24 protein-coding genes are annotated in these 26,765 nt (G+C 52.4%); 18 read left to right on the top strand and 6 right to left on the bottom strand.

Going from position 1 to position 26,765, the window contains the following annotated elements; genetic code table 11:
- The first annotated feature begins 2 nt into the window (after positions 1-2).
- The 3 genes from PLA01S_RS12965 to PLA01S_RS12955 all read left to right on the top strand — a co-directional run bounded on the left by PLA01S_RS12965 (position 3) and on the right by PLA01S_RS12955 (position 4,384).
- Positions 3-1,514, top strand: a complete 1,512-nt coding sequence (locus PLA01S_RS12965; RefSeq protein WP_127592572.1) for a solute symporter family protein — start codon at positions 3-5, stop codon at positions 1,512-1,514.
- Positions 1,515-1,653: 139 nt separating this feature from the next.
- Entirely contained in the window at positions 1,654-3,192 is a 1,539-nt protein-coding gene (locus PLA01S_RS12960) for a solute symporter family protein (RefSeq protein WP_127592571.1), read from the top strand.
- A gap of 43 nt (positions 3,193-3,235) precedes the next feature.
- Positions 3,236-4,384: a glycerate kinase gene (locus tag PLA01S_RS12955; RefSeq protein ID WP_127592794.1), complete on the top strand. Its 1,149-nt coding sequence runs from the start codon at positions 3,236-3,238 to the stop codon at positions 4,382-4,384.
- Positions 4,385-4,558: 174 nt separating this feature from the next.
- Here PLA01S_RS12955 and PLA01S_RS12950 read toward each other — a convergent pair whose 3' ends face one another.
- Positions 4,559-5,443 carry a class I SAM-dependent methyltransferase gene (locus PLA01S_RS12950; RefSeq protein ID WP_127592793.1) on the bottom strand — a complete coding sequence of 295 codons (885 nt, stop codon included), beginning with the start codon at positions 5,441-5,443 and terminating at the stop codon, positions 4,559-4,561.
- Between the two features lie 201 nt (positions 5,444-5,644).
- Between PLA01S_RS12950 and PLA01S_RS12945 the strand changes: the two genes are divergently transcribed.
- From PLA01S_RS12945 to PLA01S_RS12930, 4 genes are all read left to right on the top strand, one after another.
- The gene (locus PLA01S_RS12945) at positions 5,645-6,385 is read left to right on the top strand and encodes an HAD family hydrolase (RefSeq protein WP_127592570.1); all 741 of its coding nucleotides are present in this window, start codon (positions 5,645-5,647) and stop codon (positions 6,383-6,385) included.
- A gap of 154 nt (positions 6,386-6,539) precedes the next feature.
- Complete coding sequence (locus PLA01S_RS12940) at positions 6,540-6,884, top strand: ArsR/SmtB family transcription factor (RefSeq protein WP_127592569.1); 345 nt, start codon at positions 6,540-6,542, stop codon at positions 6,882-6,884.
- Between the two features lie 85 nt (positions 6,885-6,969).
- Positions 6,970-7,467: an SRPBCC family protein gene (locus PLA01S_RS12935; protein ID WP_127592568.1), complete on the top strand. Its 498-nt coding sequence runs from the start codon at positions 6,970-6,972 to the stop codon at positions 7,465-7,467.
- 28 nt (positions 7,468-7,495) lie between these two features.
- A complete protein-coding gene (locus tag PLA01S_RS12930; protein WP_127592567.1) occupies positions 7,496-7,897 on the top strand; it encodes a VOC family protein in 402 nt (133 codons plus the stop codon).
- A gap of 167 nt (positions 7,898-8,064) precedes the next feature.
- Here the strand turns inward: PLA01S_RS12930 and PLA01S_RS12925 are convergent, their stop codons facing one another.
- Positions 8,065-8,889: a helix-turn-helix transcriptional regulator gene (locus PLA01S_RS12925; protein WP_127592566.1), complete on the bottom strand. Its 825-nt coding sequence runs from the start codon at positions 8,887-8,889 to the stop codon at positions 8,065-8,067.
- Between the two features lie 138 nt (positions 8,890-9,027).
- On the opposite strand from PLA01S_RS12925, the gene PLA01S_RS12920 reads away from it, so the two are divergent.
- Positions 9,028-11,001 carry a glycoside hydrolase family 127 protein gene (locus PLA01S_RS12920; RefSeq protein WP_127592565.1) on the top strand — a complete coding sequence of 658 codons (1,974 nt, stop codon included), beginning with the start codon at positions 9,028-9,030 and terminating at the stop codon, positions 10,999-11,001.
- A 62-nt stretch (positions 11,002-11,063) separates the two neighbouring features.
- Complete coding sequence (locus PLA01S_RS32815) at positions 11,064-11,195, top strand: hypothetical protein (protein WP_272868144.1); 132 nt, start codon at positions 11,064-11,066, stop codon at positions 11,193-11,195.
- Positions 11,196-11,233: 38 nt separating this feature from the next.
- Here PLA01S_RS32815 and PLA01S_RS12915 read toward each other — a convergent pair whose 3' ends face one another.
- Complete coding sequence (locus PLA01S_RS12915) at positions 11,234-11,710, bottom strand: glutathione peroxidase (RefSeq protein WP_127592564.1); 477 nt, start codon at positions 11,708-11,710, stop codon at positions 11,234-11,236.
- Between the two features lie 265 nt (positions 11,711-11,975).
- On the opposite strand from PLA01S_RS12915, the gene PLA01S_RS12910 reads away from it, so the two are divergent.
- Complete coding sequence (locus PLA01S_RS12910; protein WP_127592563.1) at positions 11,976-12,884, top strand: ABC transporter permease subunit; 909 nt, start codon at positions 11,976-11,978, stop codon at positions 12,882-12,884.
- 18 nt (positions 12,885-12,902) lie between these two features.
- A complete protein-coding gene (locus PLA01S_RS12905) occupies positions 12,903-13,802 on the top strand; it encodes an ABC transporter permease subunit (protein WP_127592562.1) in 900 nt (299 codons plus the stop codon).
- Between the two features lie 128 nt (positions 13,803-13,930).
- On the opposite strand, the gene PLA01S_RS12900 is transcribed toward PLA01S_RS12905, so the two are convergent.
- Both PLA01S_RS12900 and PLA01S_RS12895 read right to left on the bottom strand, forming a co-directional pair.
- Complete coding sequence (locus PLA01S_RS12900; protein WP_127592561.1) at positions 13,931-15,400, bottom strand: alpha-amylase; 1,470 nt, start codon at positions 15,398-15,400, stop codon at positions 13,931-13,933.
- A 310-nt stretch (positions 15,401-15,710) separates the two neighbouring features.
- On the bottom strand, positions 15,711-16,754 hold the full coding sequence (locus PLA01S_RS12895) for a YeiH family protein (RefSeq protein WP_127592560.1): 1,044 nt from the start codon (positions 16,752-16,754) through the stop codon (positions 15,711-15,713).
- Positions 16,755-16,913: 159 nt separating this feature from the next.
- On the opposite strand from PLA01S_RS12895, the gene PLA01S_RS12890 reads away from it, so the two are divergent.
- Both PLA01S_RS12890 and PLA01S_RS12885 read left to right on the top strand, forming a co-directional pair.
- Positions 16,914-17,810 carry a LysR family transcriptional regulator gene (locus PLA01S_RS12890; RefSeq protein WP_127592559.1) on the top strand — a complete coding sequence of 299 codons (897 nt, stop codon included), beginning with the start codon at positions 16,914-16,916 and terminating at the stop codon, positions 17,808-17,810.
- A gap of 166 nt (positions 17,811-17,976) precedes the next feature.
- A complete protein-coding gene (locus PLA01S_RS12885) occupies positions 17,977-18,195 on the top strand; it encodes a DUF378 domain-containing protein (RefSeq protein WP_127592558.1) in 219 nt (72 codons plus the stop codon).
- 431 nt (positions 18,196-18,626) lie between these two features.
- On the opposite strand, the gene PLA01S_RS12880 is transcribed toward PLA01S_RS12885, so the two are convergent.
- On the bottom strand, positions 18,627-19,691 hold the full coding sequence (locus PLA01S_RS12880) for a glycoside hydrolase family 18 protein (protein WP_127592557.1): 1,065 nt from the start codon (positions 19,689-19,691) through the stop codon (positions 18,627-18,629).
- Between the two features lie 422 nt (positions 19,692-20,113).
- Here PLA01S_RS12880 and PLA01S_RS12875 point away from each other — a divergent pair, with 422 nt between their 5' ends.
- The 5 genes from PLA01S_RS12875 to PLA01S_RS12855 all read left to right on the top strand — a co-directional run bounded on the left by PLA01S_RS12875 (position 20,114) and on the right by PLA01S_RS12855 (position 26,730).
- Entirely contained in the window at positions 20,114-21,085 is a 972-nt protein-coding gene (locus PLA01S_RS12875) for an ABC transporter permease (RefSeq protein ID WP_100541074.1), read from the top strand.
- Positions 21,086-21,100: 15 nt separating this feature from the next.
- Positions 21,101-22,009 (top strand): carbohydrate ABC transporter permease, encoded by a 909-nt coding sequence (locus PLA01S_RS12870; protein WP_071218756.1) that lies wholly within the window; start codon positions 21,101-21,103, stop codon positions 22,007-22,009.
- A gap of 43 nt (positions 22,010-22,052) precedes the next feature.
- Positions 22,053-23,663 (top strand): extracellular solute-binding protein, encoded by a 1,611-nt coding sequence (locus PLA01S_RS12865; RefSeq protein WP_127592556.1) that lies wholly within the window; start codon positions 22,053-22,055, stop codon positions 23,661-23,663.
- 148 nt (positions 23,664-23,811) lie between these two features.
- Positions 23,812-25,197 (top strand): alpha-L-fucosidase, encoded by a 1,386-nt coding sequence (locus PLA01S_RS12860; RefSeq protein ID WP_127592555.1) that lies wholly within the window; start codon positions 23,812-23,814, stop codon positions 25,195-25,197.
- A gap of 246 nt (positions 25,198-25,443) precedes the next feature.
- Entirely contained in the window at positions 25,444-26,730 is a 1,287-nt protein-coding gene (locus PLA01S_RS12855; RefSeq protein ID WP_127592554.1) for an alpha-L-fucosidase, read from the top strand.
- Positions 26,731-26,765 lie beyond the last annotated feature (35 nt).

The following is a 26,765-nucleotide window of genomic DNA, read 5'->3' as shown; positions in this document are numbered from 1 at the left end:
CTATGGCTATCGCGTTGTTTTGCGGAATTGTAATGCTCACGCTGATTATAACGTATTACGCTGCCAAGAAAACAACCAACACCAGCGATTTCTATACGGCAGGTGGAGGGCTCAAAGGCTGGCAGAATGGGACAGCCATTGCCGGCGACTATATGTCTGCTGCCTCTTTTCTTGGTATCGCAGGCTCGATCGCGTTAGTCGGCTTTGACGGCTTCTTCTATAGCATCGGTTTCCTCGTAGCTTACCTGGTGGTGCTGTACCTTGTCGCCGAGCCGCTGCGGAATCTCGGGAAGTATACGGTGGCGGACATGATTGCCGCTCGTTTCTCCGACAAGAAAGTGCGCGGCGTTGCAGCGCTGAACACGATTTCCATCTCCATCTTCTACATGATCGCACAGCTGGTTGGAGCAGGTGCGCTGATTAAGCTTTTGCTGGGACTGGATTATGTCACGTCCGTTCTGATTGTCGGCGTGCTCATGACCATCTATGTTGTCTTTGGCGGCATGCATGCCACGAGCTGGGTTCAAATCTCGAAGGCCGTGCTGCTCATGGCCGGCACGTTCATCATTTCGCTGATCGTCTTCGCCAAATTCGATTTCAGCCTGACCCAGATGTTCCATCATATGAAGACGGCCACGCCGCTGCAGGAGGCATTCCTCAACCCCGGGAATAAATACAAAATCCCGCTGGAGACGCTGTCGCTCAACCTTGCCCTCGTACTCGGCACGGCAGGTCTGCCGCATATTTTGACCCGTTTCTTTACCGTTAAGGATGCCAAGACGGCACGCAGCTCCGTGGTCTACGCTACCTGGATTATCGGCATCTTCTATGTCATGACGATCTTTCTCGGTTTCGGGGCTGCCGCCTTCGTCGGCGCGGCGGATATTACCGAGGTCGATAAAGCGGGCAACATGGCTGCGCCGCTCCTGGCCAAAGCGATTGGCGGGGACTTCCTGTTCGCGCTCATCTCGGCGGTTGCGTTCGCGACGATCCTTGCGGTGGTGACGGGCCTTGTGCTGTCCGCCGCATCGGCCTTCGCCCATGATTTCTACGGTCAGATCGTGCGCCGCGGCGAATCGTCGGAGAAGGAGCAGCTGAAGATGGCACGGTACGCATCGATTGGCGTATCCATTGTCTCCATTCTGCTCGCGTTGTTTGCCCAGAAGATGAACGTGGCATTCCTTGTCTCGCTCGCCTTCGCCGTTGCGGCCAGCGCGAATTTACCAGTTATCCTGTTCACGGTATTCTGGAAGAGGTTTAATACGACAGGCGCGGTTACCGGGATGCTGACAGGGTTAATCAGCACGGTGATTCTTGTGGCGCTTAGTCCGAATATATGGGATCCGGCCGGCAAAGCGATTTTGATTGGCGATCCGATCTTCCCGATGAGCAACCCGGGCATCATCTCCATTCCGCTTGGCTTCCTGGCAGCTTATGTCGGCACGCTGTTATCCTCTTCCAAGGATGAAGCGAAGTATGCCGAAGTGCTGGTCAAGGCCAATACGGGCGCGTAATCGGGATCTAATTCTTTGACCAAAAAGGGTGTATCCAGCTGCTTAGCGGCGCAGGGAACCGCCCTTTTTTTGTCATTTTATCGTAAAATAAAGGAATAACAGGCTTTCAGGCTGAAGCGGAAGGAGGCATGCACGCCACATGAACATATCCGGCATCGTTTTTTTTCTGGCGATTGTGGTCGGCACGTTAATGATTACGTATTATGCCGCCAAGCGAACAACAAGCACGAATGATTTCTATGCAGCGGGCAATCGCCTGAGCGGGCTGCAAAACGGCTTGGCCATTTCCGGTGACTATATGAGCGCGGCGTCCTTCCTTGGCATCGCGGGATCCATTGCGGTGTACGGCTTCGACGGCTTTTTCTATTCGATCGGCTTCCTTGCCTCCTATGTGATCGTGCAGTACATCATCGCCGAGCCGCTTCATAACCTGGGCAGGTATACGATGGCGGATGCGGTGGCGGTCCGGTTCAGCGAGAAACGGCTGCGTGGATGCATCGCCGTCAACAACATGATGATCACTGTCTTCTACATGATTGCCCAGCTCGTCGGTGCGGGGTGGCTCGTCCATTTGCTGTTCGGGCTGGAAACGTCGCTCGCCATCGTGCTGGTCGGAGGTTTAATGACCGTCTACGTCACGTTCGGCGGCATGCTCGCGACTTCCTGGGTGCAGATCGTCAAGTCCATATTGCTGGTCAGCAGCACTTTTATCGTGAGTCTCATCGTGCTGGCAAGGTTCGATTGGAATCTGCTTGGCTTATTCGAATCCATGAAGCGGGCGACCCCATTGCAGGAGCGGTTTCTGATGGCGGGTAATATGTTCGACCACCCGCTGGACATGCTGTCGTTTAATATGGCGCTGGTGTTGGGGACAGCGGGCCTTCCGCATATTATTGCGCGCTTCTACACGGTAAGAGACCCGCGTACGGTCCGTTCGTCGGTAAAAACGGCAACGTTTACGATCGGCATCTTTTATGCCATGACTATTTTTCTTGGATTTGGGGCAGCAGCCTTCGTCGATTGGTCCGTTTTGTCGGATCGGGTTGAGCTGGCAGCGCCGCTGCTCGCAAGCGCTTTGGGTGGCGAATTCTTAATGGCCTTTGTATCGGCTGTTGCCTTCGCAACCATATTGGCCGTGATCTCCGGGCTTGTGCTGACGGCATCCTCCGCATTTGCTCATGACGTCTATAGCAGCATTTTCCGCAGGGGACGGGCGACCGAGGCACAGCAGATGAGAGTGGCCAAACTTTCGGCCATCGTGGTTGGCACCGCTTCGATTGTGCTCGCACTCGGCGCGCAGAAGCTGAACGTGGCGTTCCTCGTTTCGTTTGCGTTCGCGGTTGCTGCCTCGGCTAACCTGCCGGTGCTGCTGTTCACGCTATTTTGGCGGAGATTTAATACGTATGGGGCCATGTCGAGCATTGCGGCCGGATTGATATCTTCCTTATTGCTCATGGCCGTGGGGCCTAACGTGATGGATCCCGGGGCCGGCTGGATCCGGGCGGAAGCGATCTTCCCGCTCAAGCATCCGGGCATCGTGTCCATTCCGATTGGTTTCGCGGGCGGCATCCTCGGTACCCTGCTATCCGGCAAAGTCGGCTCCAGCGGCCAATTCGAGACGATGCAGGCCATTGCCCATGTGGCCCCGGATGAGATTCATACCCGCGAGCCGGGATAACGTTTCCTACATAAGAATGATGAAGGAGAGGCAGGGGATAACGGTGAAGCAGGATTGTGTAATTGTACTCGCACCCGATTCATTTAAGGAGAGCATGACCGCCAAAGAAGTCTGTGAGGCGATGGAACGCGGCATCAAGAAGGGAAATCCGAAGGCGACCTGTATCCATGTGCCCATGGCGGACGGCGGTGAGGGTACGATGCAGTCCCTGGTTGACGCTACGGGAGGTACGGTGCATACCGTCATGGTAACGGGTCCGCTGGGGGATCAGGTGGAGGCGGCCTATGGTATTTCAGGGGATGGCGGCACCGGGGTGCTGGAAATGGCCAGCGCAAGCGGGATTCACTTGGTACCGCCAGTTCAGCGGAATCCGCTGGTGACAACAACCTATGGGACAGGTGAACTGATCCGGGCTTGCCTGGATCATGGGGTGAGCCGGTTGTTGATCGGCATTGGCGGCAGCGCGACCAATGATGGCGGAGCCGGGGTTGTTCAGGCCCTGGGCGGCAGGCTGCTGGATGCGGAAGGGAAAGAGCTTGCCGTTGGCGGCGGAGATTTGGGTCGCCTTGCAAGTTTTGACTTAAGCGGCTTGGATTTTCGACTGCAGCACGTCGAGGTCGAGGTCGCATGCGATGTGACCAATCCCCTCTGCGGGAAGACGGGGGCCTCCCATGTATTCGGACCGCAGAAAGGTGCCACGCCGGAGATGGTCGAGCAGCTGGATCGCAATCTTCGGAACTACGCCGGGGTGATCAAGCAGCAGTTGGGCAAAGATATCACCGATTATCCCGGCGCCGGCGCGGCAGGCGGTCTTGGCGGGGGCCTCATGGTATTCCTGAACGGGACGCTGAAGAAGGGAATCGAACTGGTCATCGACTATACGGGACTTGAGGAGAAAGTGCGCATGGCGGATATGGTGTGGACCGGCGAAGGCGGGATGGACTACCAGACGCAGTACGGCAAGACTCCGCTGGGTGTTGCGATGGTGGGGAAAAAGCACGGCAAGCCCGTTATCGCGCTTGCCGGACGGATCGGTGACGGGATCGAGGTGTTGCATGATCAAGGGATAGACGCTATTTTTGGCATCGTTCCAGGCGCTGTTACGCTAGCGGAGGCGCTGGACAACGGACAGCTAAACGTGGAGAGAACGTCGGAGAATATCGTCCGTCTCATGATTTCCTTGTACAAGTAATCATTCTTAATAGGGAGTAGATGCGGGAGGGGCTGACCTATTCGCTAACGAAAAAGGCGCGCTGAGTTGGTTCGGTGAACCACAAACCTCTCAGACACGCCGGTTATACTTCATATCCCTTCCCCCGCAGGATGCGCGAGGAGTTCGGGATTATCCCTTTCGATGCTTCTTGCTTTATTTAATGCCAAGCCGCATGCGGTAGCTGAGCATCACGGGAAGAGTCCGCCCTTGGAAGTGCTCCTCGACCAGCGCATGGAACTGTGCGATTTTATCGTTCAATTCGGTTTGTTTCAGCTTGAACACGGTCTGGATACCGCCTTGACTGACGGCAAGGCCGGTATAACGTTCGGCGGTGAACGGCTCCCTATGATGGAATACGATCTCTTTGGAGAACCGGAATACCCCGCTCTCCCGGATATGCTTCAAATGCTCGTTCTTATTCCCTTTATAAGCCTTCTCCTGTGTCTCCACATGGCGGTCGATGATAGCCTCTGCCCGTTCAATCAGCTCTTGGTATGCTTGCTCGACCTTCCAGGTCAGGCTCGGCGGCCAATCGCAATCATATACCGCGAATATCCCTTCCTCACGCAGAACGCGGGAAACCTCCTTCAACGTGCTGGCCGGGTCCATCCAGTGAAAGGACTGGGAACAGGTGATGATGTCCGCGGACTGATCCGGGAGCGCCAACTGGTTCGAGTAGCCGGAGACGAACTTGATGTCGGCAAGCTGCACACCGTGAGTGGCGTCGCCCTCTTGCTGCAGCGATTGCAGTTTGGCCATAGCCTTGCCCCGCATATCGTCATTCGGCTCGACGCCGATGACTTGGTCCGCTGCGTCTTTCCATGCAAACGAGGACAGTCCCGTGCCGCATCCCAAGTCGACAACGAGAGAGGGCTTGCGCTCTAAATAGCCTGTAAGCAGGGCGACAACCTCCTGGGGAGCTTCGGGGCGATGCTGATCATAGGTATCCTCAAAGCCGGTGAAACGATCCACGTTGCTGGCACGGTTGCCCTCGGGAACGAAATCCTTACTCCACACTTCGGTCATATCCTTGGTCATCATTATTCATCTCCTTATCCGGGTACATAATCGGGCATTACAATTGGAGGTCTTGGCTGCCGTAGGTAAGTAGCATGCTCCAGTTGATGTATCCTGCCTCTTTAATGCCATCATATCATAGGAAAGGAACTTATTAACAGATAGGCTTGACCCGGGTAGTGCCGATGCGGGTACAATAGAGAGATCGAATGAGGAAGAGGGATGCGTATGAAGACACCAATATCACCGAAGGGAATCTTCTTCGATGTGGATGATACATTGTATGACCATCTGGCGCCTTTTCGCGATGCCGTTCAGGAGGTTGCCAGGCCCGATGTCGCTTTTCCTTATGAAGCCGCCTATCACCGGATGCGCTATTACAGCGACAAGCTGTCCGTAGAGCTCGGAGGGGCTGGCACGGCTGCTTACGGGGAAGCGGTTGAAGATATGCGCAGGCGTCGTTTCCAATTCGCGTTGGCCGAATTCGGCATACAGCTGACCCTCGAGGAGGCTGAGGCGGTACAGCAGACCTATCTGGACCGGCAGTATAACATCACGATGTTTGAAGGCGCCCGGGAGCTTCTTAAGAAATTGGCGGATGCCGGGCATGTCGTTGGCTTGATTACCAATGGTCCGGCAGAACACCAGATGAACAAAATAGCAGCGATGCAGCTGGGTGATCTCATACCGGAGGAGCGTCTATTCGTATCCGGAGCGGTGGGCTGGGACAAGCCCGATCCGCGAATCTTCCACCATGTGAATCGGTTGACCGGAACGGTGCCGGAGGGCTCTTATTACATCGGGGATTCATGGCGCAATGATGTGGTTGGCGCCCTAGCTGCGGGCTGGCATGTGATTTGGTTCAATCACCGGAGCGTAGGGCCGGAATCGGAGCATCAACCACAGCATACCGTGACGAGTTATGACGAGCTGGAGCGGCTGCTTGATGAGGTTATCGAATAAAAAATGCTGCGGCGAGCGTAAAGTGTTACCGGAGCAGGACTAAGTTAAAGAATTATCGTGGCCAGGCCCTTTAAATGGAGGGTTTGGCTTTTTTGTTGCTTAATATTCAACCGATTGGTTGACTTTATGAGTTCCGTTCATTATAGTTAACCATATGGTTGAACAAAATAACGAAGAACAACTGGATCACATCTTCCACGCGCTGGCTGATCCGACCCGAAGAGAGATGGTGCGCATGATCGCTGCGGGGGAGATGACCGTATCCGAGCTGGCCGAGCCGTTTGACATGTCGCTTGCGGCAGCCTCCAAGCATATCAAGGTGCTGGAGCGCTCCGGCCTGCTGGATCGATCCATTCAGGGTCGGACACATACCTGTCGCCTCAATCCGGGCGTCATGTCCAGGGCGCTGGAATGGCTGCAATTCTACGAACGATTCTGGACCCGGCAATTTGATGCATTGGAACACGAGCTGAACAAAGCGAAGAAGGAGGAGCATTAGGAATACGGCTGGACATACTGGACAACGATGAGAACGTAGGGAAACAGACGGAATACCACTTTGAATATGAGAAGGATGATTAACATTGGAGAATGCCTCTACAACCACGCTGGTCATGAAACGCTTGTTTGAGGTAGCGCCGGAACGAGTATTTGATGCCTGGTTAAACCCCGACATGATGTGCAAATGGTTGTTTACGCTGGAAACGACGAACAAGATCGCCCGTAATGATCCTCGGGTAGGCGGAACCTGGGAGATTGTTGACGTTCGGGAAGGCAAGGAGTACCGGGCCATTGGGGAGTATCTTGTAATCGATCGGCCCCACAAGCTGGTGCTTACCTTCAGGATGCCCCAGTTCAGCGAAACCGTGGACCAAATAACGGTTGAGTTCAAAGCCGTGGATGCGGGATGCGAAATGACATTCACGCAAGAGATCGTTGTCCCTCACGAGGAAGATTGGACCGCAGAGGATATCGAGAAGGCGCTGACGGAGTATCATACCCAGACCGAACATGGATGGGGTTATATGTTTGAGGGATTGAAGCAGCTGCTTGAGACAGGAAAGATAAACTACCCATCCTAATCTGATGAACAAGGGAGAGTGTTTTGCCATGAAGAGTGTTACCCCGTTTTTAATGTTTCAAGGTAATGCCGAAGAAGCCATGAACCATTACATTTCCATTATCGAGGATTCCGAAATTACAAGCATTGTCCGTTATGGCCCCAATCAGCCGGGAGCCGAGGGAAGCGTTATGCATGCCGCCTTTTCGTTGAAGGGGCAAACGTTTATGTGCATCGACAGCAATGTGAAGCATGATTTCACGTTCACGCCTTCCTTCTCCATCTATCTGACTTGCGAATCGGAAGCGGAGATCGAGAAGGTGTATGGGGCATTAATTGATGGCGGAGGTGCGATGATGCCGCTGGACAACTATGGCTTTAGCCAAAAATTCGGCTGGATCGCGGACAAGTTCGGCGTATCCTGGCAGCTTAATCTGCCGAATGAAGCGTAATAACGTTACGCAATCGATCCATGAGAGACGGGCCCGCGAGGGATCCGTCTCTTTTTGCGCTGATAACGCATCGCTAGCCCGCTGCTCCGCAAGGCACCGCGGATCCTAAACGCCAACCGAACGGCAGAATATTGCAAATGGCGCAGACCGAGGTCCCATACGGCTTTTTACTCCGTGTACTGCTTTCGGAATTGCAGCGGCGACAGGCCGAAACGCGCGGAGAAGCGGCGCGAGAAATAGGGCGGATATTGAAATCCCACATGCTCCGCAATACGCGCCATGGACCACTGGGTGGTCAGCAGCAGCCGCTTCGCCTGGTCCAAGCGGTATTGCAGCAGGTATTCCGTTGGCGTCAAGCCGTGCGAATCTTTCATGCAGCGCGTCAGGTAATTGTAGTGGAAATGCAGGTCGGACGATAAACGTGCGTTGCTGATGGGCTCACGGTAATGCATTTTGATATAGGACTCCACCTGCTCCGCGATTTTACGTACCCGCGATTGTTCCTGATCCGATCTCGACGGGTCCAGCAGCTCCAGCAGCTCGATAAACAGCGTTTGTTCCCGCCAAAATGCCGTGGATCTCGGTTCCGTTGCCAGCAGGTGCAGGGAATCGAACAGATGATAGGCTTGCTCCGGATAAGGGACAGGGCCTTGTCTTGGCAGCTTGATATTGTGTGAGATCGACTCATGATCGGCAGTGCTCGATGCCGCGGACTGAAAATGCAGCCAATAAAAGGAGGTTTCCACCTGGCACCCTTGTACAGCGTAATGGTGCGCGTCCGGCATCAATACGGCCATATCCCCGGCACGCAGTGCCCACTGCATGTCCTCCTCACCCAGAAACAAGCAGCCGCGTTGAACGAGGATGAGGTCGAAGACGCCAAGGTTTCTCCGGTTGGGATGCGACTCGCCCGGCATATAATGCGTTTTTCCGCATTCAAGGAAGTAGGGGAGCGGCGGCGAAGGAAAGGTAAGAACACCCCGTTCCGTCATGGTAACACCTCCAGGGAAGTGTGAAATCGTATAAGAAATTAGGTCAATTCTGTTATCGTTTTCATCCTATCATAGAACGTAGAATGGGAAGTGTCGAGGCTTTATCCTATCGAATTCCAAAAGGAGTGTGTATCCAAGATGATAACTCTTACTTCGCGTTCAGCTGCCGTCCCCCTTAAGCAAGTGAAACTGACGGACCCTTTCTGGTCCCGTTACATAGAGCTGGTAAGGGAAGTGGTGATCCCATACCAATATGAAGCCCTCCATGATCGAATTCCGGGCGTGGAGCCGAGTTATGGCGTGTCCAATTTTCGAATTGCTGCCGGCAGGGGCGAGGGGGAGTTTGGCGGTATGGTGTTTCAGGACAGCGATGTCGCCAAATGGCTTGAGGCTGCGGCGTATTCGCTTGCCATTCATCCGGATCCGAAGCTGGAGGAGCAGGTGGATGAGCTGATCGATCTTGTGGCCGCTGCCCAGCAGCCGGATGGCTATCTGAATACGTATTTTACGGTGAAGGAGCCGGAGAAGCGCTGGACCAATCTGACGGATTGCCATGAGCTGTACTGCGCCGGCCACATGATAGAAGCCGGAGTTGCGCATTACCGGGCGACGGGGAAGCGGAAGCTGCTGGATGTGGTGTGCCGCTTGGCGGATTACATCGATACCGTCTTTGGACCCGAGGATGGGAAAATCCATGGGTTTGACGGCCATCAGGAGATTGAGCTGGCACTTGTCAAATTGTATGAGGTAACCCAAGAGCCGAGATATTTGAGTCTGAGTCAGTATTTCATAGATGAGCGTGGGACAGAACCCCACTTCTTCCTTCAGGAGTGGGAACAGCGCGGGAAGAAATCCTTCTATCGCTCGGTACTGCACGCACCGCATTTGGCTTATCATCAGAGCCACCTGCCGGTCAGGGAACAGAAGGAGGCGGTCGGGCATTCGGTCCGGGCCGTATATATGTACACGGCGATGGCGGATCTGGCCGCCAGAACGAAGGACCCGGCTCTGCTTGAGGCTTGCAATAACTTGTGGCGCAACATGGTCCATAAACAGATGTATATTACCGGGGGGATCGGCTCCACTCATCATGGCGAGGCGTTTACGACGGATTACGATCTGCCGAACGATACCGTATATTCCGAGACCTGCGCATCCATCGGGTTGATCTTTTTTGCCCAGCGTATGCTGCAGTTGTCACCCAAATCGGAGTATGCGGACGTGATGGAGCGTGCGCTGTTCAACACGGTCATTGGCAGCATGGCTCAGGACGGACGGCATTTCTTCTATGTGAATCCGCTTGAGGTATGGCCTACAGCCTGCCGTCATAATCCGGGCAAGTTCCATGTGAAGCCGGTTCGGCCGGGATGGTTCGCCTGCGCTTGCTGCCCGCCGAACGTGGCGAGACTGCTGTCGTCGATGGGTGAATACGTGTATACGATGAATGACGATACGCTGTATACCCATTTGTATATCGGCGGTGAATCGGAGATCCGGTTCGGGGACGTGCCGGTGAAGGTAACCCAGACCAGCGCGCTGCCATGGGACGGGAATGTTACGCTTACGATGGAGCCTGAGCAGGCCGCCGAGTGGACCGTCGCTCTCCGTATTCCGGACTGGTCGCGCGGCAAAGCCGTTATGCGGGTGAACGGGCAAGAGGTGATCGTGGAGGATATTACCCAAGACGGTTATGCTTACGTGAAGAGAGTGTGGGCACCGGGAGACACCGTGGAACTGGTTTTCTCCATGGAGATCCATCAAGTAAGAGCCAATCCCCACATTCGGGGGAATGCCGGCAAGGCCGCGATTCAGCGCGGGCCGCTCGTATACTGCCTGGAGAGCGTCGATCATGGAGCGCCGGTATCCTCGCTGTCGCTCGCAGGCGATCCAAAGCTTCATTCGCGATTCGATCCGGATCTTCTCGGCGGGGCCGTTGTCATTGAAGGGGATGGATGGCTTGAAGAGTCTGATGATTGGGGCGATGAGCTGTATCGTTCCTCTCCGAAAAAGATGCTTCCCGCGGCATTAAAGGCCATTCCGTACTATTTATGGGGCAACCGCGGCGAGAATGAAATGGCCGTCTGGGTGCGCGAGCTGCCGCACACGGTATGAAGATCGTACAGTCAGCTCCCCGAGTAGGGAGTTGACAGAGCAGCCAGCATACAAAGGATGCAATGGCAAAGCTTGACGATGCCGAACCGCATAACATGAAGGGCTTGCCCAAGGTCGATGGACCTCGGGCAAGCCCTTTTTTAGCCGAATCGGCTGCCTGTATTTGCCGCGGTCTCCGGTTTGATTCGAACTGACTGCTCCAAAGGATATGGGGATAGGTGTTTCCCTGCATTTATAACAGCTTCTTGATATCCTCTTCTATTTTCTCCGGAGTATCCGTTGGGGCAAAGCGCTTGACCACCTTGCCGCTGCGATCCACAAGAAACTTGGTGAAATTCCATTTAATAGCTTTAATGCCCAATGCGCCGGGAGCTTCTCTTGTCAAATGCCTGTAGAGCGGATGAGCGCTCGTGCCATTCACATCAATTTTGGAGAACAACGGGAAGGTGACGCCATGATTGAGCTTGCAGGCCTCCTCGATCGCGGAGTCCTCCTCCAGCTCTTGATTCATGAACTGACTGCTGGGGAAACCGAGAACGGCCAATCCTTGGTCGCGGTAAGTTTGGTGCAGCTTCTCCAGACCGTCGAATTGAGGGGCAAAGCCGCATTTGGTCGCTGTATTGACAATGAGCATAACGTCGCCTTCATAAGATTTGAGCGTTTGGGACTCGCCGCGTATCGTTTTTACTTCATATTCATAGATGGACATCGCCGTAGAACCTCCTCCAATGAGATGTATATACAATCAGAGTATATTCTTTTGTCATGGATTGCAATTTGATAGGAACGGCAAGCGGCAGTTAAGTGCTATATGCATGACAAAAGTTGGAATGCAATACATGATGCGGAAATATAAGAAGTAAAATTTTGTATTTTCATCTGGACGGATTTAGGAGATATATGGTAGTAGTAGAATAAGTATTGAAGCAGATGAAACAAGAGGGTACGGCTGAAACCTTGTGTGGGAGGATTTTATGAGATTAAGAACACAAATGTTCAAAACGACGGTAACCGGCCTGTTCGCATTTATATTTATCGTCCTCATTGTCCTGGTTCCAAGGGATTTGAATCTGTCGCTGGACGGCAATTTGTGGGTGACGAATTATTCCTTTGATCTGGGTGAGTATGTTACGTATATACGGGATTATTTTGCAGCCGCCATTCAGAACGGGACGCTGGGAGAAACGCGGTATATCGACCAGTCTTCGGAAGCGGCTGCTTTCGGAGCCGTCGGCAAAAGCCTGCTCGTTATTGTATCCGCTTTACTGATAGGATTCGTGTTAGGTATTCTGAAGGGAGTCCTGGACTACAAATTGTCCAAGACCAAATTTAGCGTGCTGGGACACTGGACGACATGGCTGTTCCAATCCGTTCCGGATTTTTTCCTGATGCTGATCGCCCAGTGGGTGCTCGTTAAGCATGTACCGGCTATCCGTTATTTTGCGGTTGACGGCTGGGAGGCCTTCGTGCTGCCTTCGCTGCTCGTGTCGATTTACCCGATTTTCTTCATTGCCCGAATCACGTCGGCTTCTTTGCTCGCACAGGAAGGCAAGATGTATATACTGCTGGCTAAAGCCAAGGGGTTGAGTGACCGAAAGATCGTATATAAACATATGCTGCGCAACGGCATCGCGACCATCCTGACCCATCTTCCAGGCCTGCTCGTCTTCATATTGTCCAACCTGCTCGTCGTGGAATATTACCGAAACTATCCGGGAGCGGCATGGAGACTGTTTCAGGCGCTGGACTTCAACACGTTCAGCGGCACCGGCGGCAATTATGAGCCGGGGGTCATTATTTATATCGCGTTTTCTTTCATGGTGCTGTTCATGATCGTCCAATGGATCAGTCATTCGGCACGCAAGTACTTTGATCCACGATAAGAAATGAGGTGAGTCGTCTTGAAGAACTTCCCTTTATGGATAGGCAGCATTTTGCTTGCTTTCTTTGTTTTCGTTATGCTGGCGGGGCCTTACATGCCCTTCATTGATAAGGATTTGAAGAAGGAACCCTCCAGATGGGTCATGAAGGACGGAAAGCAGAAGCTGACCCTTCCGCCCTATAAACCTTCCTCGAAGAACTGGCTTGGATCGGATAAGAGGGGGGTCGATAACCTGAGCAAGTTGGTTGTGACCGCCAAGGATACGATTCTGCTTGTGCTTGCGATTACGGCTGTCCGATATACGATAGGCGTGCCCCTGGGATTGATTGCCCGCAAGAAAAAGGGGTTCACCCACCGGCTCATTACCTTCTGGAACCAGCTGTGCTCCTATTTGCCGCCAGTCTTCGCATCGGCGCTGCTGCTTGCGCTTCCGTTCTTTCTCTTCTCCCAGCAGCGGATGGGCTGGGCCATTCTGATTCTGGCTAGCGTCGAAGCCGGGCGGGTGGCCATCACGATTCAACAGCAGGCCCACAAGATGGCCAGCGAGCCTTACATGGAGGCCGGAACCGCGTTAGGACTTCGCACGAGGACATTGACAAAGAATTACTATATTCCGGTCATGTTCCCTGAAGTCATCGTCAACTTCTGTTTGGACATGGGAAAGGTCATGCTGCTGCTTGGTCAACTCGCGATCGTGAATATCTTTCTTGGTCATGAGTGGAAGGAAGTTAATTATTATGTTATGGAATTCGTGGAGACCGGGTACAACTGGGCGACGATTCTGTCCAAGCATCGAGCGGACATCTGGTTAGGGAAGTTCCAATTCGTAGTCTATCCCGCATTTGCCATGATGCTGCTAATCATTACGTTCAACCTGTTAGGCGAGGGCCTGCGCCGTCGTTTCCAGGTTAAAGGCTGATCGGTGCGTGTCCGCTAACGCGAAAAACCGGAAGGATGAGGGCTTTCGCAGGTGTTTTCCTACACATTAGGAGCACCTGGCGAAATCGATCCTTCCGGCCTTTTTTTGTTCATGTAAAATGCTGCTGTTTACGCTTTTACGGGAATATCCGGGTGTGCCCAGACGGACACGCTGCCGCCGTTCACCGGAAAAAGAGCGAAACCATCCTTGCCGATCGTAATGCGATCCTTCCGGGTACGGGTCAGATCCACCCATACCTCTCCGGCTCGATGCTCGCCGACAAACATCCGCTTATCGCCGGCTTCGCCATTAGCAATGACCACCGCGCAGCCGGAACATTCGATTTCCGGGATGCCGCGGCGAACCCAGCCTATCGTATTCGGATGGTCAAAATAATCATCCTGTTCGCCATACGCCCGATTCGCTCTGGCATACAGCAGCGGGTCGATCGCTTCCCTTTTGCCGGGAATGGGTTTCTCGCCGCCGATTCCGTAATAATCGCCATAGAAGACGGAAGGATAACCGTCCTTTCGCAGCAGGATCAACGCATAAGCGCTCTGCTTGAACCAATCCTCCACCCAGGATTCCAGCGATTCCTGCGGCTGCGAGTCGTGATTGTCCACAAACGTGACGGCATTCATCGGGTGTGATTGCACGAGGGTATCGTCGAAGATCGTCCGCAGATCAAAGGAACGGCCGGCTTTGGAAGCCGCTTGCAGTTTATAGTGAAGAGACACGTCAAACAGATCTATCTTGTAATCTACCGTATCCAGAAAGTTTCGACAGTCTTGAAGCTCGGGATTCCAAAACTCGCCCACGATGTAAAAATCATCTCCGCGCTTTTTCTTCATGGCGGTGGCAAATTCTTTAATGAAGTCATGGTTAATATGTTTGATCGCATCCAGCCGGAATCCGCTGCATTGCAGCGTATCCACCAGCCACTTGCCCCATGCGACCATTTCCTTGCGTACATCCGGATGACTGTAATCAATGTTGGCAAACATCAGGTAGTCGTAATTGCCGAATTCATTGTCAACGTTATCACTCCATGATTTATTCTCGCCGACGATCCGGTAAATGCCGGAACGTTTGCTGAAATCGTCGTAATCGGTACCGTTAAAATGAGTGAAATTCCATTGGAACGAGGAGTATTGATCCCCTCGGCCAGGGAAGGTGAACTTGGTCCAGCCTTCAATCTCGAATGGCTTGGATATATCCTTGGTCCGATCCATCTCGTCGACCTGCACAACCCGAAACCGCTCGGTTTCATCAGCACCCGCCTTATGGTTCATGACCAGATCGACATAGACGGCAATTCCGTTCTTGTGGCAGGCCGCGATGGCATCGATCAATTCCTGCTTGGTTCCATACTTCGTGCGAACCGTTCCCTTCTGATCGAACTCTCCCAGATCATACAGGTCGTATACGCTATAACCATTATCCTCGGCGGACGATGCTTTTGTCACCGGAGGAATCCATACCGCATCGATCCCAGCCTTGCTCAGCTCCGGGGCTGCGTTCTTGAGTCGGTTCCAGTGCGAGCCATCGGCTGCAACATGCCATTCGAAGAATTGCATAATCGTATGATTTCGTTGCATACTTCCATCTCCTCTATCATGATAGCTCTGCATATTTACTGCATACTAAGCTCAAATACCCAAGAAAGCAGGGGAGCTAAACCTTCCACCCGGAATGGGCGGACCGCATACATTTAGTTTTACCCTAAAATGGAAAGAAAAAGACAGGGATTGTCGTATTGGCAGCCATCCTAAAATAGCCTGGATCCAGCGTTAGAGGATAGGAATGGGGCATCGGTTTTCATCACAACAAAAAACCATCCCCAGCCGGGGTATCCGACGCAGGGGATGGTTTTTTGTTGGTACAGTACAGACCGCGCATCCCGCTTGTTTATGCCATGGCATAAGTAAGCAGGATCAGCAGCACGGTGGTGATGGACATGGCCAGCAGCGGACGCCAGGCACCGCGTACATCCTTCAAGTGGACATTCAGGCCAAGTCCGACCATGGCCATGGCAAGAATGAAGGAGGCCGCCTGAGAAATCCAATCCTTGATCGGCAGGGGAATGATCGGTTGTCCGGTAAATTCCCAGCTTCCCAGTACACTCGCTGCCATGAAGCCCAGCAGAAACCAGGGAAACTCCATCCGTGTTTGACTCTGTAAGCGCCCGGTGCGCTTCATCCAGACCATGAGCGCAATACTGAGCGGTACGAGCAGAAATACGCGTCCCAGCTTGGCAAGCAGGCTAATCGCAAGGGCGTCCTCCCCTGCCGGAGCGGCTGCCAGTGCCACATGGGCGATTTCATGAAGACTTACGCCAGACCACACGCCGTACTGAGTGTCTGTTAAAGGAAGCAGCGGCTGGACGAGGGTATATCCGATAGCTACGATGGTTCCAAGAAAGGCAATCAGCCCTGCCCCAAGCGCAGTGTCCTTCTCCTTTGCTTTGAGGATCGGGGACACGGCAGCAATGGCCGCCGCACCGCATACACCGGTTCCAATGCCGAGCAGGAGGGATAGGGACATATCGGCCTTCAGCCATTTGGCAATCAGCAGGGTAAGAGCGATGGCAAATACGACGCTGATAACATCCCTCATCATTAAACCGAGGCCTTGCTGGAACACGATGCCGATATTCAGCTTTAAGCCATATAGAATGATCGCTAGGCGCAGCAGCCGTTTGGCCGTGAATTGGATTCCAATGCGCAGTCTCTCCGGGTAACCGCGCAGCTGCCGGTATAACGCGGCAATGAGAATCGCCCAGGCGAGCTGGCCAAGGTAGCCAAGGCCCGGCACGCTTGCTAATACGTAACCGATAAGGGCGATGACAAAGGTAAAGGCAATGCCGCCTGCGGCGGCGGGCAGCGTATGCTGTGTCCATCGGATCAGGCGATGGACGTGTTCTTGTGATTTGGAATAGGCTGGCTCTGTCATAAGATGTAACCTCCGATTCGTTCGGTTGGTCTGATTCCATCGTAGCTCATTCCGCTGGATAAGAAAAATAAATCATTATGATGATCATCATAAGCAAAAAGTTATGATAATATAACTCTTAACCATTCGTGAATATTGCGAACGAAGGAGGCCAAAAGCGTGGATCAACCATTGGAGGTATTCGTTACGGTGGTAGAGAAGGGGAATTTTACCCGTGCGGCCGAGGAGCTGCTGATGACACAGCCCGCGGTAAGTCAATATATCCAAGCGCTCGAGCGGTCTGTCGGGACCAAGCTGCTGGAGAGAACCAATAAATATGTCCGGCTGACGAAAGCCGGTGAGATTGTGTATCATCATGCGAAGGACATTCTGGGTCTGTACACCCGCATGAACACGCTTGTGGACGATTTGATGCATCGGGCAAGCGGCAATCTGTCTATTGGCTCCAGCTACACCTTCGGGGAATATATGCTGCCGCATTTGATCGCTTATATGAGGGAGCATTATCCCTTGATCCGCCCATCGATCACGATCGGGAACACCACGGAGGTGGCGGAGATGATATTGCGCCATGAGGCGGATATCGGGATCGTGGAGGGGGATTATCAGGATGAGAAGCTGCATATCGAGGCTTTTGCAGAGGATGAAATGGTGGTGATGGTTCCCCGGGACGGGCGGTATGACCATCTCCAGGAGCTGCCGCTGTCCGAGCTTGCGAATGAGACCTGGATTGTCAGGGAAGCCGGATCAGGCACCCGCGAGGCAACGGAGCGGATGTTCTCACGGTATCATATTCACCCTCAGCATATCGTGGAGTTCGGAAGCACCCAGCTGATCAAGGAATCCGTGGAGGCAGGCCTTGGCGTGACGCTGCTGTCTCGATGGGCGGTGCGCAAGGAGGTTCAGCTCGGGACGCTGCATATGCTGGTACCGAACGGCAAGCCGGTGGCCCGGCAGTTCTCCTGGATTACACAGAAGACACCTTATCATACCAAGGCTGTTGAGGTATTTCTCGAGCTTTTGCACCATAAACGCGGTTTCCCCAAAGAAGTCTAAAGAGAGAGAGAATGATCTCGGTGCAAGAGCATCCCCATTAAGGGGATGTTTTTTTGTTCGGACATGATTACAAACGCAATAATTGGTTAAAAATAGATACTAAAATCCTAGAAAAACAAACCATGTAACGAATGATGTGAAAATCGGACGTAAGGGGGGTTAAACGATGAGAACATTTAATACAATTGCTTTACTGTTATTGATTATCGGGGGCATTAACTGGCTTTTGGTCGGCCTGTTTCAATACGACCTGGTAGCTGCATTATTTGGAGGACAGAGCTCCGTAGGGTCCCGCGTTATCTATACGATTGTCGGTCTGTGTGCATTGTACTCGATCCGCTTCTTTGGTGATGTTACGAATGACGATCGAAACACAGCTAGATAAGTTACATTTAATAACATATAAATGACATAAATAAAGAGAAATATCCATACTCTCATAGATGAAAAAAGCCGTTCCGTGTTCAGGAACGGCTTTTTTTCTGTCCAAATCCCAAGATTGTCAGTGAGTTGGAATCCTCATGTAAGGTGCAAGATCAACATATACAGTATGAAATTTCCAGTGTTTATGAGGCTTTGCATGCTCTATAGTTAAAGATAAAAACGACATATTTACGGAGTTCGGCAGAAACTCATAGAATAAAGCCAAGCCATTGCAGCGCAAGCATCAGAAGTTAATAATATGACAGATAACATAACACTTCATCTGTCGTCAGCCTCTTTTTTGCGTGAGCAGTGAAAAAGGACTCCTTCACCATTAGGAAAGAGTCCGGAACGATTAGCTAGATAAAGACTTGCTGAAGGGGAGTGAGGCTGTTACGACTCAGGCAGGTTCCCGCTCTGTTTAGGAGCGCGGAATGCTTTGTACATGGCATCCACCAGGCTGTGCGTCGCATCACAGCTGTATTCCCAGAACATGATGCCGGCCAGTCCCTGCTCCTGTATGTATTTGCATTTATGAGTCAGGGACTCGGCATCATCGTAAGTGATGAAGCTGCTGCCATCGAATAAATAAGGCGCTTTAGCTTCGTCGTCCCAATACCGCTTATATGAAGGGTTATTGAGATATTCGGCAGCGAGCTGAGTATAGGTAGGGCCATAACCACCGGAGGATGGAGCAGTCTGGAGGTAGCCGTTGTTCACATCCGGCACATCCTTCCACTTCCTGGAGTAGAATGCGGCGCCGATCACGATTTTTTCGCGCGGCACACCGGCTAGGGTAAACAAACGGACGGAAGCATCAACGCTGATTCGGAACAGATCGCCGGTGGAGGTGTACAGGTTGGTGTGGTGGCCCGTCAGCGTCTGGAAATTGCCGCGCATGTCGTACGTCATCAGCTGAATGAAGTCGAGATAGGGGTGGATGTCGCCTATTTCGGTGCCATCGATATAATATTGATCGGCTCCGGCCGCGATGGTCAACAGATAGTGCTTCTTGCCCCTTCCGTACTGATCCAGCGTTTCCCGGAGCTCCTTCAGCAGCAGCGTGAAGTTCTCCTTGTCGCTTGGCGATGCCGCCGTTCCGGCGATCGAGTAGCATGGATACTCCCAGTCCAGGTCAATGCCGTCGAATGGAAACTCTTGCAGCAGCTTGATCGCCGATTCACATACGCTTTGTCTTCCTCCCGGTGTAGCTGCAGCTTTCGAGAACCCGTCGGAGCCCCAGCCGCCAACGGACAATAGTATGGTTAATTCGGGATTGATGGATTTCAGGCGTTGGATCTCGTGAATGGTGTTCGTGTCGGTATACGTAATCTTGTCTTCTTGGATATGGGCGAAAGCGATGTTCATGTGAGTGAGCCGCTTGGCATCTTCGGCCGTGATCTCGGATAAGATCTTGCGTCCAGCGTAGCCGGCTAAAATCCAGGATGATGGCTGCATGCGTAATACCTCATTTCTTTTAGAATATGTCAGTTTTGCTTTTACAGTTTATTTTTCCAACTTACGGTCAGATATGACATCTGTCAAGGATCATCCCAATAGCCTAGATGACAATTTACCGGAGGAGACGGGGTCAAAAACCACATGTTTTCTTACCCGAAAACGACAATGACAAGAGTGGGAAGGACGTGAAAAGCCCGTCATATCAATGCATGGAGCCATTTCGAGTAGACCATTGAAAATGACATATTTACGGATGGAGCCGCGGTCCATACACTTGGGATGTAAGCGTTAACATTTCTGAAGCGGGCGAAAGCCGCACGCTGAGGAGTGGTCAGGAAGGCTCTTTCTTATACATTAAACAGGGGTGCTTTTCCGAAAAAAAATGGCCGGATTTTCATTAGAAAAGGAGGGGGCAACCTATGCAGCAAGATGGTCAATCCGCCCTGTCGCAAAGCTTATCGGTTAACACGATGCCGAATCGTAAGAAAAATACATTATGGAGGAGGATGATTCGAAACTGGGAGCTGTATTTGTTTATTGCTCCGGCATTTCTGTATTTTGTCATTTTCCATTATGGTCCGATGTACGGGATCCAAATCGCCTTCAAAAACTTCATCCCGACGTTGGGAATAACGGGAAGTCCGTGGGTCGGATTCGACCACTTCGAACGCTTCTTTAACTCTTATTACTTCTGGGACTTGCTCTGGAATACGCTCAGCATCAGCTTGTATGAGCTGGCCATCGGGTTTCCGCTGCCCATCATTCTGGCATTGGCCTTCAACGAAGTGAAGGATTCATTCTTCAAGCGTACGGTACAGACCGTCACGTATGCGCCGCATTTTATTTCCGTCGTCGTTATGTCCGGTATGATCATTACCTTCTTGTCGCCTTCGTCCGGCATGATCGTAAATTTTGTGGAAATGCTGGGCTTTCAGCCGCCGCAATTCCTGACAGATCCCGCTTGGTTTAAGACTGTGTACGTGCTGTCGGGCGTCTGGCAGAGCGCAGGCTGGGGTACCATTATCTATCTGGCCGCTTTGTCGGGTGTCGATCCACAGCTGCATGAAGCTGCCGTCGTGGACGGTGCGAGCCGATTCAAACGCATTCTGCATATTAACATTCCGGCGATTGTACCTACGATCACCATCCTGTTGATCCTGAATATGGGCAGCATTTTGGGTGTTGGATTCGAGAAAATCCTGCTGCTGCAGAACCCGCTGAATATGAGCTCTTCCGATGTCATCTCGACTTTTGTTTATCGTTCCGGTCTGGTTGACGCACAGTACAGCTTCTCTACCGCCGTCGGATTGTTCAATTCGGTCATTAATGCGATTCTGCTGATTGCGGTGAACCAAATCGCTCGTCGCACCAGCGAAAACAGCCTGTGGTAGAAGGGGGAATAACATATGTCATCCACGGTAAGGGAAAGCAAAGGGGATAAATTATTCCTGCTATGCAACTACATCTATCTGACGATTGCACTGATCATCGTACTGTACCCGCTGCTGTACATTGTCAGCGCCTCCATCAGTGATCCGAAGTACGTAAGCTCAGGTGAAATGTGGCTGATTCCGAAAGGGATCACTTTTGATGGATACGCCCGGGTGTTTGAGAATGCCAACATTTGGATTGGCTACAAGAACACGATTATTTATACAGTGATAGGTACGATCGTGAATCTGATTGTCACGCTGCCTGCAGCCTATGCGCTAAGCCGCTCCGATTTTGTGGGCAGAGGATTTTTTATGGCGGTGTTCCTGGTTACGATGTTTTTCGGCGGGGGACTGATTCCAAGTTACCTGCTCGTTAAAGATCTTGGCATGGTCAACAGCATGTGGGCACTTATTCTGCCGGGAGCTGCGTCCATCTGGAATATTATTGTGTCCCGGACGTTCTTCCAATCGACCATTCCGAAGGAGCTTCAGGAAGCGGCCCATATCGACGGCTGTACGAACTTCCGGTTATTCATCAAAATCGTATTACCGCTCTCGATGCCGATTATTGCCGTTATGGCACTTTTCTACGGCGTCGGACATTGGAACAGTTATTTCAGTGCCATGATTTATCTGAATGATGCCGCGAAGTACCCGCTTCAGCTCTTCCTGCGTCAAATCCTGGTTCTTCAGGAGATGGCGGCACAGGGCGGCGGGGCGATTGACGCCTCATCCGCAGCAGCGATGAATTCCAAAGCGGAAATTGCCGCACTGGTCAAATATGCGGTCATTATCGTTGCGACACTTCCGGTTATTGCGGTTTACCCGTTCCTTCAACGTTACTTTGTGCAGGGTGTTATGATTGGTTCCGTTAAGGGCTGATCTTAAACCATACAATCCACACCAAAAAAGGGGAGTTGTTGTCATGAAAAAGCTTCGCAAGGCATCATCTATTTTACTCTGCCTCACCCTCTCAGCAACAATGCTTGCAGCCTGTGGTTCACCTAAAGGAGATGGCGCTGCTACAGCACCGTCCGGGACGGCCAGCACGGAAGGGGTAAAGAAGGAAGGTTTCCCGATTGTGGATGAGCCGATCACGCTGACGGTCATGTCACAGGATGCCGGTGTAGCCGATTGGAATACGATGCCCGTACTACAAGAGATGGAGAAATTGTCAGGCATCAAGCTGGAATATCAGCTTTCTCCGATTGACAGCTTTGAAACGAAGAAAAATCTGGTGTTTGCGAGCGGCGATTTGCCCGATATGTTCTATGCGGCGGATCTGAAGCCTGCCGAGCAGGTAACTTACGGCAGCCAAGGCATCCTCATTCCGCTGGAGAAGTACATTGACGAAGGTTATGCTCCGAACATCAAAAAGATTTTGGACGAGAACCCGGATGTCCGCAAATCCTTCACGACCCCGGACGGACATATGTACGCCCTGCCATTCGTCGACAAGGCCGCCGTATGGTACAGAGGCCCGATGTGGTACAACGGCAAGTTCCTAAAAGCGCTAAACGTGTCCGAACCTAAGACTACTGAGGAATTATATACATTCTTGAAACGCGTCAAGGAAGAAGATCCTAACGGAAATGGAAAGAAAGACGAGATTCCGCTGACTTCCGTCAAGCTGGATGACCTGCGCATGTACTTCTTCGGCTTCTGGGGAATGTACAACGAAGGAATCTATTCCGACAAGGATGGAAAAGTACACTATCCTTACCAGGAAGAAGGTTACAAAGGCTATCTGACGTTCATGAACCGTCTGTGGAAGGAAGAACTGCTGGATCATGAAACCTTCTCGCAAACAGGCGATCAGAAAAAAGCCAAGGGAGAAAACAATCAGCTAGCTCTGTTTAACGACTACCATGCGTACTTCACGCTCGGTGGCGAGCCTAGCGACGAGCATCCGCTCATGACGCCGGTGAAGAGTGAAATCGCCGACTCTCCTGTATACGGCATGCATCCTGGCATGTCGGCAAGAGGCACATTCGCCATTTCAAGCAGCAACCCGGCTCCGGAAGCTACCATGCGCTGGATCGATTACCTGTACAGCTATGAAGGTGCCACGCTGTTTAACCAAGGGCCTGAAGGCACGTTGTGGAAGTTCAAGGATGAGGCAAACCGCGTGAAAGAATGGCTTCCGGTGCCAGGCGGCGGTGATCGTGAGGAGTATCGCGGCAAAATCACGCCGAACTACGGTATTTTGACGCCTGGCGTCAATGATCCGGATGTTGCGAAAGGTCTTCGCACCGAATTCGATGAGTGGATCGATCAGCAGAATCAAGAGAAGCTGGTGCCGATCGGAAAATCGCCGTTCCCTAACGTGTATTTGACGAATGAAGAGCAGAGCGAGGCAACCGCGCTGTTGTCCGATTTGGAAACGTACGTGAAACAGATGGAAGCCAAATTCGTGACAGGCCAAGAGCCGCTTGAAAATTGGGATAAATACGTAGCACAAGTCAAGAAAATGGGCAGCGACCGTCTCGTCGAGCTTTATCAAGGCGCATATGATCGCTGGAATGCCGAGCAATAATCAGATGCATAGATGAAAAACAAAGAGCCAACGTATCCCGGTCGATTCATGACCGGGGGTTGGCTATTGTTTTTAGGGGGCAGGCGAAGGCCCGTTCCAACGGTCTTCAAAGATATCGTTATCAACAAATGACTATTGGAGGTACACCATGTCGGAGAACAAGCTGGTAGAGGAAGAACAAGCGGTAGTGGAGCAGGGCGTGCACAATTTCAGCAGTGAGGACAAATGGGTCAAGCCGGAGGATCCGCTGCTATTGGAACGCCTGGAATGGTTCAAGGACCAGAAGCTGGGCCTGATGATGCATTGGGGACCGTATTCCCAGCTGGGCCTTGTTGAATCATGGGCACTGAGCGATAAAGACGCGGATTGGTCGCGTGACGGCATTGACTGGGATATCGAAGCGGAGGAGCTTAAGCGGCAGTATTTCGACCTGAACAAGACGTTCAATCCGCTCCGCTTTCAGCCTGATCTGTGGGCTGACCTGGCAGCCGATAACGGCTTCAAATATTTGAACTTTACCACCAAGCATCATGACGGATTCTGCATGTGGGATACGCATACAACCGATTACCGTGTCACCGGAACGGAATGTCCGTTCCATAGGCATAAATACGCCGATATCACGAAGGAGCTGTTCGAGGCATTTCGTGCCAAGGGACTCGGCATCTCCGCTTATTTCTCGAAGGCCGACTGGCATACGCCATACTACTGGGCCCCGGGAATGGAGGCAGGAAGCTTTACGTCACGCGGTCCAAGCTACGACCCGAAGAAATACCCGTGGCTGTGGGAACAGTTTGTCCAGTTTACCCATGAGCAGATCATGGAGCTGATGACCCGTTACGGCCGCATCGATGTGCTGTGGCTGGATGCAGGCTGGGTGAACGATTACCGGGACCAGAATATCCGGCTGGGTGAAGTGGTAGAGAAGGCGCGTGAGATTCAGCCTTGGCTCCTCTCGGCGGACCGTACGGTCGGCGGGCCTTACGAGAATCTGATTACGCCGGAGCAGACCCTCCCTGAGCGAGCCCTTCATGTGCCTTGGGAGAGCTGTATCACGATGGGAACTTCCTTCTCTTTCCGCTACGAAGATCGTTATAAAACGGTGCGTCAGCTCATTCATCTGTTGGTCGAGATCGTGGCCAAAGGTGGAAATCTCGCGCTCAATGTGGGTCCGCAGCCGGACGGAAGGCTGCCCGAGACGGCTATTTCACGAATGAAGGGCATGGGAGCATGGCTGAAAGTTTATGGGGAGGCCATTTATGGCACGCGTATCTGCGAGCCGTATTCCTCCGGAGCGGTCCAGTTTACCCAAAAAGACGATACGACCTATGCCATCCATCTGTATCGAAATGAGCAAGAAGCCGTCCCTGAGGAGCTGCACATTCCAATTCAAACGGCGTTCAGCCGCATTGATCTGGTCGGGGGTCAGGAGGCCTTGGATTATCGCCGCACGGACGATGGCGTCGCGGTCCGACTTCCGGATCAGGAGCGTCAGGGGCTGGCGCCGATTGCGCATGTACTGCGGTTTCGTTAAGAGACGGGTTATATAAAGTGCGTGTTCAAAAAGGTCGATTTTCAGCACCGAGAAGGTTGGATGAAGCTAGGGACTGAGGAGTGGAGCGTACGTTTTGGGTACGTGAGCACCGGAAGGCCCGGCTGAATTCAAGATTCGATGCCGAATTGCTTCCTGATTCGCTTCGTGATCAAAAGCGGACTTTTTGAACAACCTCATAAACGTATTTTTCACTTACAAGGACTTCAAGAAGAGGTGTGGACAAATATGCAGAAATGGTTCAAAGAAGCCAAACTGGGCATCTTCATTCACTATGGCATCTATGCCGTGGACGGAGTCTCGGAATCTTGGTCCTTCTATAATGGGAGGATCACGTACGACGAGTACATGAAGCAGCTGGACGGTTTTACGGCATCGAAATTCAATGCGGAGAAATGGGCGGATTTGATCGAGAAATCCGGTGCCCGGTATGCCGTGCTGACAACGAAGCACCATGATGGCGTTGCGCTGTGGGATACGCAGTACAGCGATCTCAACGTGGTCAAGCGGACGCCGGCAAATCGGGACATCGTGCGGGAGTATGCCGAAGCGATCAGGGAGAAGGGGATTCACCTGGGCATGTACTTTTCTCTGATTGACTGGTCGCATCCGGATTATCCGAGCGTGTTCGAAGGAGGCAGGGTACCGGAGGATCTCAGCGGGGTCAACCCGCACACCAGTCCCGTGGACGGTGTTCAGGATCAGGAGAAGTGGCAGAAATTCCTGGAGTTTAATAACAACCAGCTGCGGGAGATCCTTACGAATTACGGGAAGGTGGATCTGCTGTGGTTCGACGGCGATTGGGAACGGAGTGCCGAGCAGTGGAATCTGCCGGAGTTCAAGCATTACCTGCAATCCTTCAATCCGGACATCATCATTAACTCGCGCCTGCAGGGCCACGGTGATTATAAAACGCCGGAGCAGGGCATTCCGATCACGAGACCGGAGGGACCTTGGGAATTCTGCACGACAATCAACAGTTCGTGGGGTTATGTGCCGACCGATCATAAATACAAATCATTGAACCAGATCATTCGGATGTTCTGCGACTGCATCTCGATGGGCGGCAATATGCTACTGGATATCGGTCCGCGCGAGGACGGCACTATCGATCAAAGGCAGGAGGACATTCTGCTTGGGCTGGGAGCATGGATCCGGACCCATGAGGAGGCCGTATTCGGAACGGGCGAGGGCATTATGACCCGCTATTATCTGGGGGGAAGCACGATTTCCGAGGACAGAAAGACATTGTACCTGTTTGTTTATGACGATCCGAAAGAGAATGTGTGCATCAAGGGCCTGTGCAACCCGATCAAGAAAATTACCGTGCTGCATTCGGGCAAAGAGCTTACCCACGAGATCCATGGAGGCGTGCCTTGGTTCAATATCCCGGGGACGACGTGGATCAAGATGACTCCTGAAGACGCGCATGAGCAGGTGACTGTTCTTAAGCTGGAGTTTGACGAAGAGCTGGAGATGTACGGCGGCTCGGGAGCCGTAGTCACGCATAACTAACCATCACGGGGAGGGAGCGCTTGATAAGTGCTCAT

Source organism: Paenibacillus lautus NBRC 15380 (genome assembly GCF_004000945.1).
Classification (GTDB): domain Bacteria; phylum Bacillota; class Bacilli; order Paenibacillales; family Paenibacillaceae; genus Paenibacillus_AQ; species Paenibacillus_AQ lautus.
The sequence above is the reverse complement of the archived record's forward strand: the minus strand, read 5'-3'. Positions and strand labels throughout refer to the sequence as shown.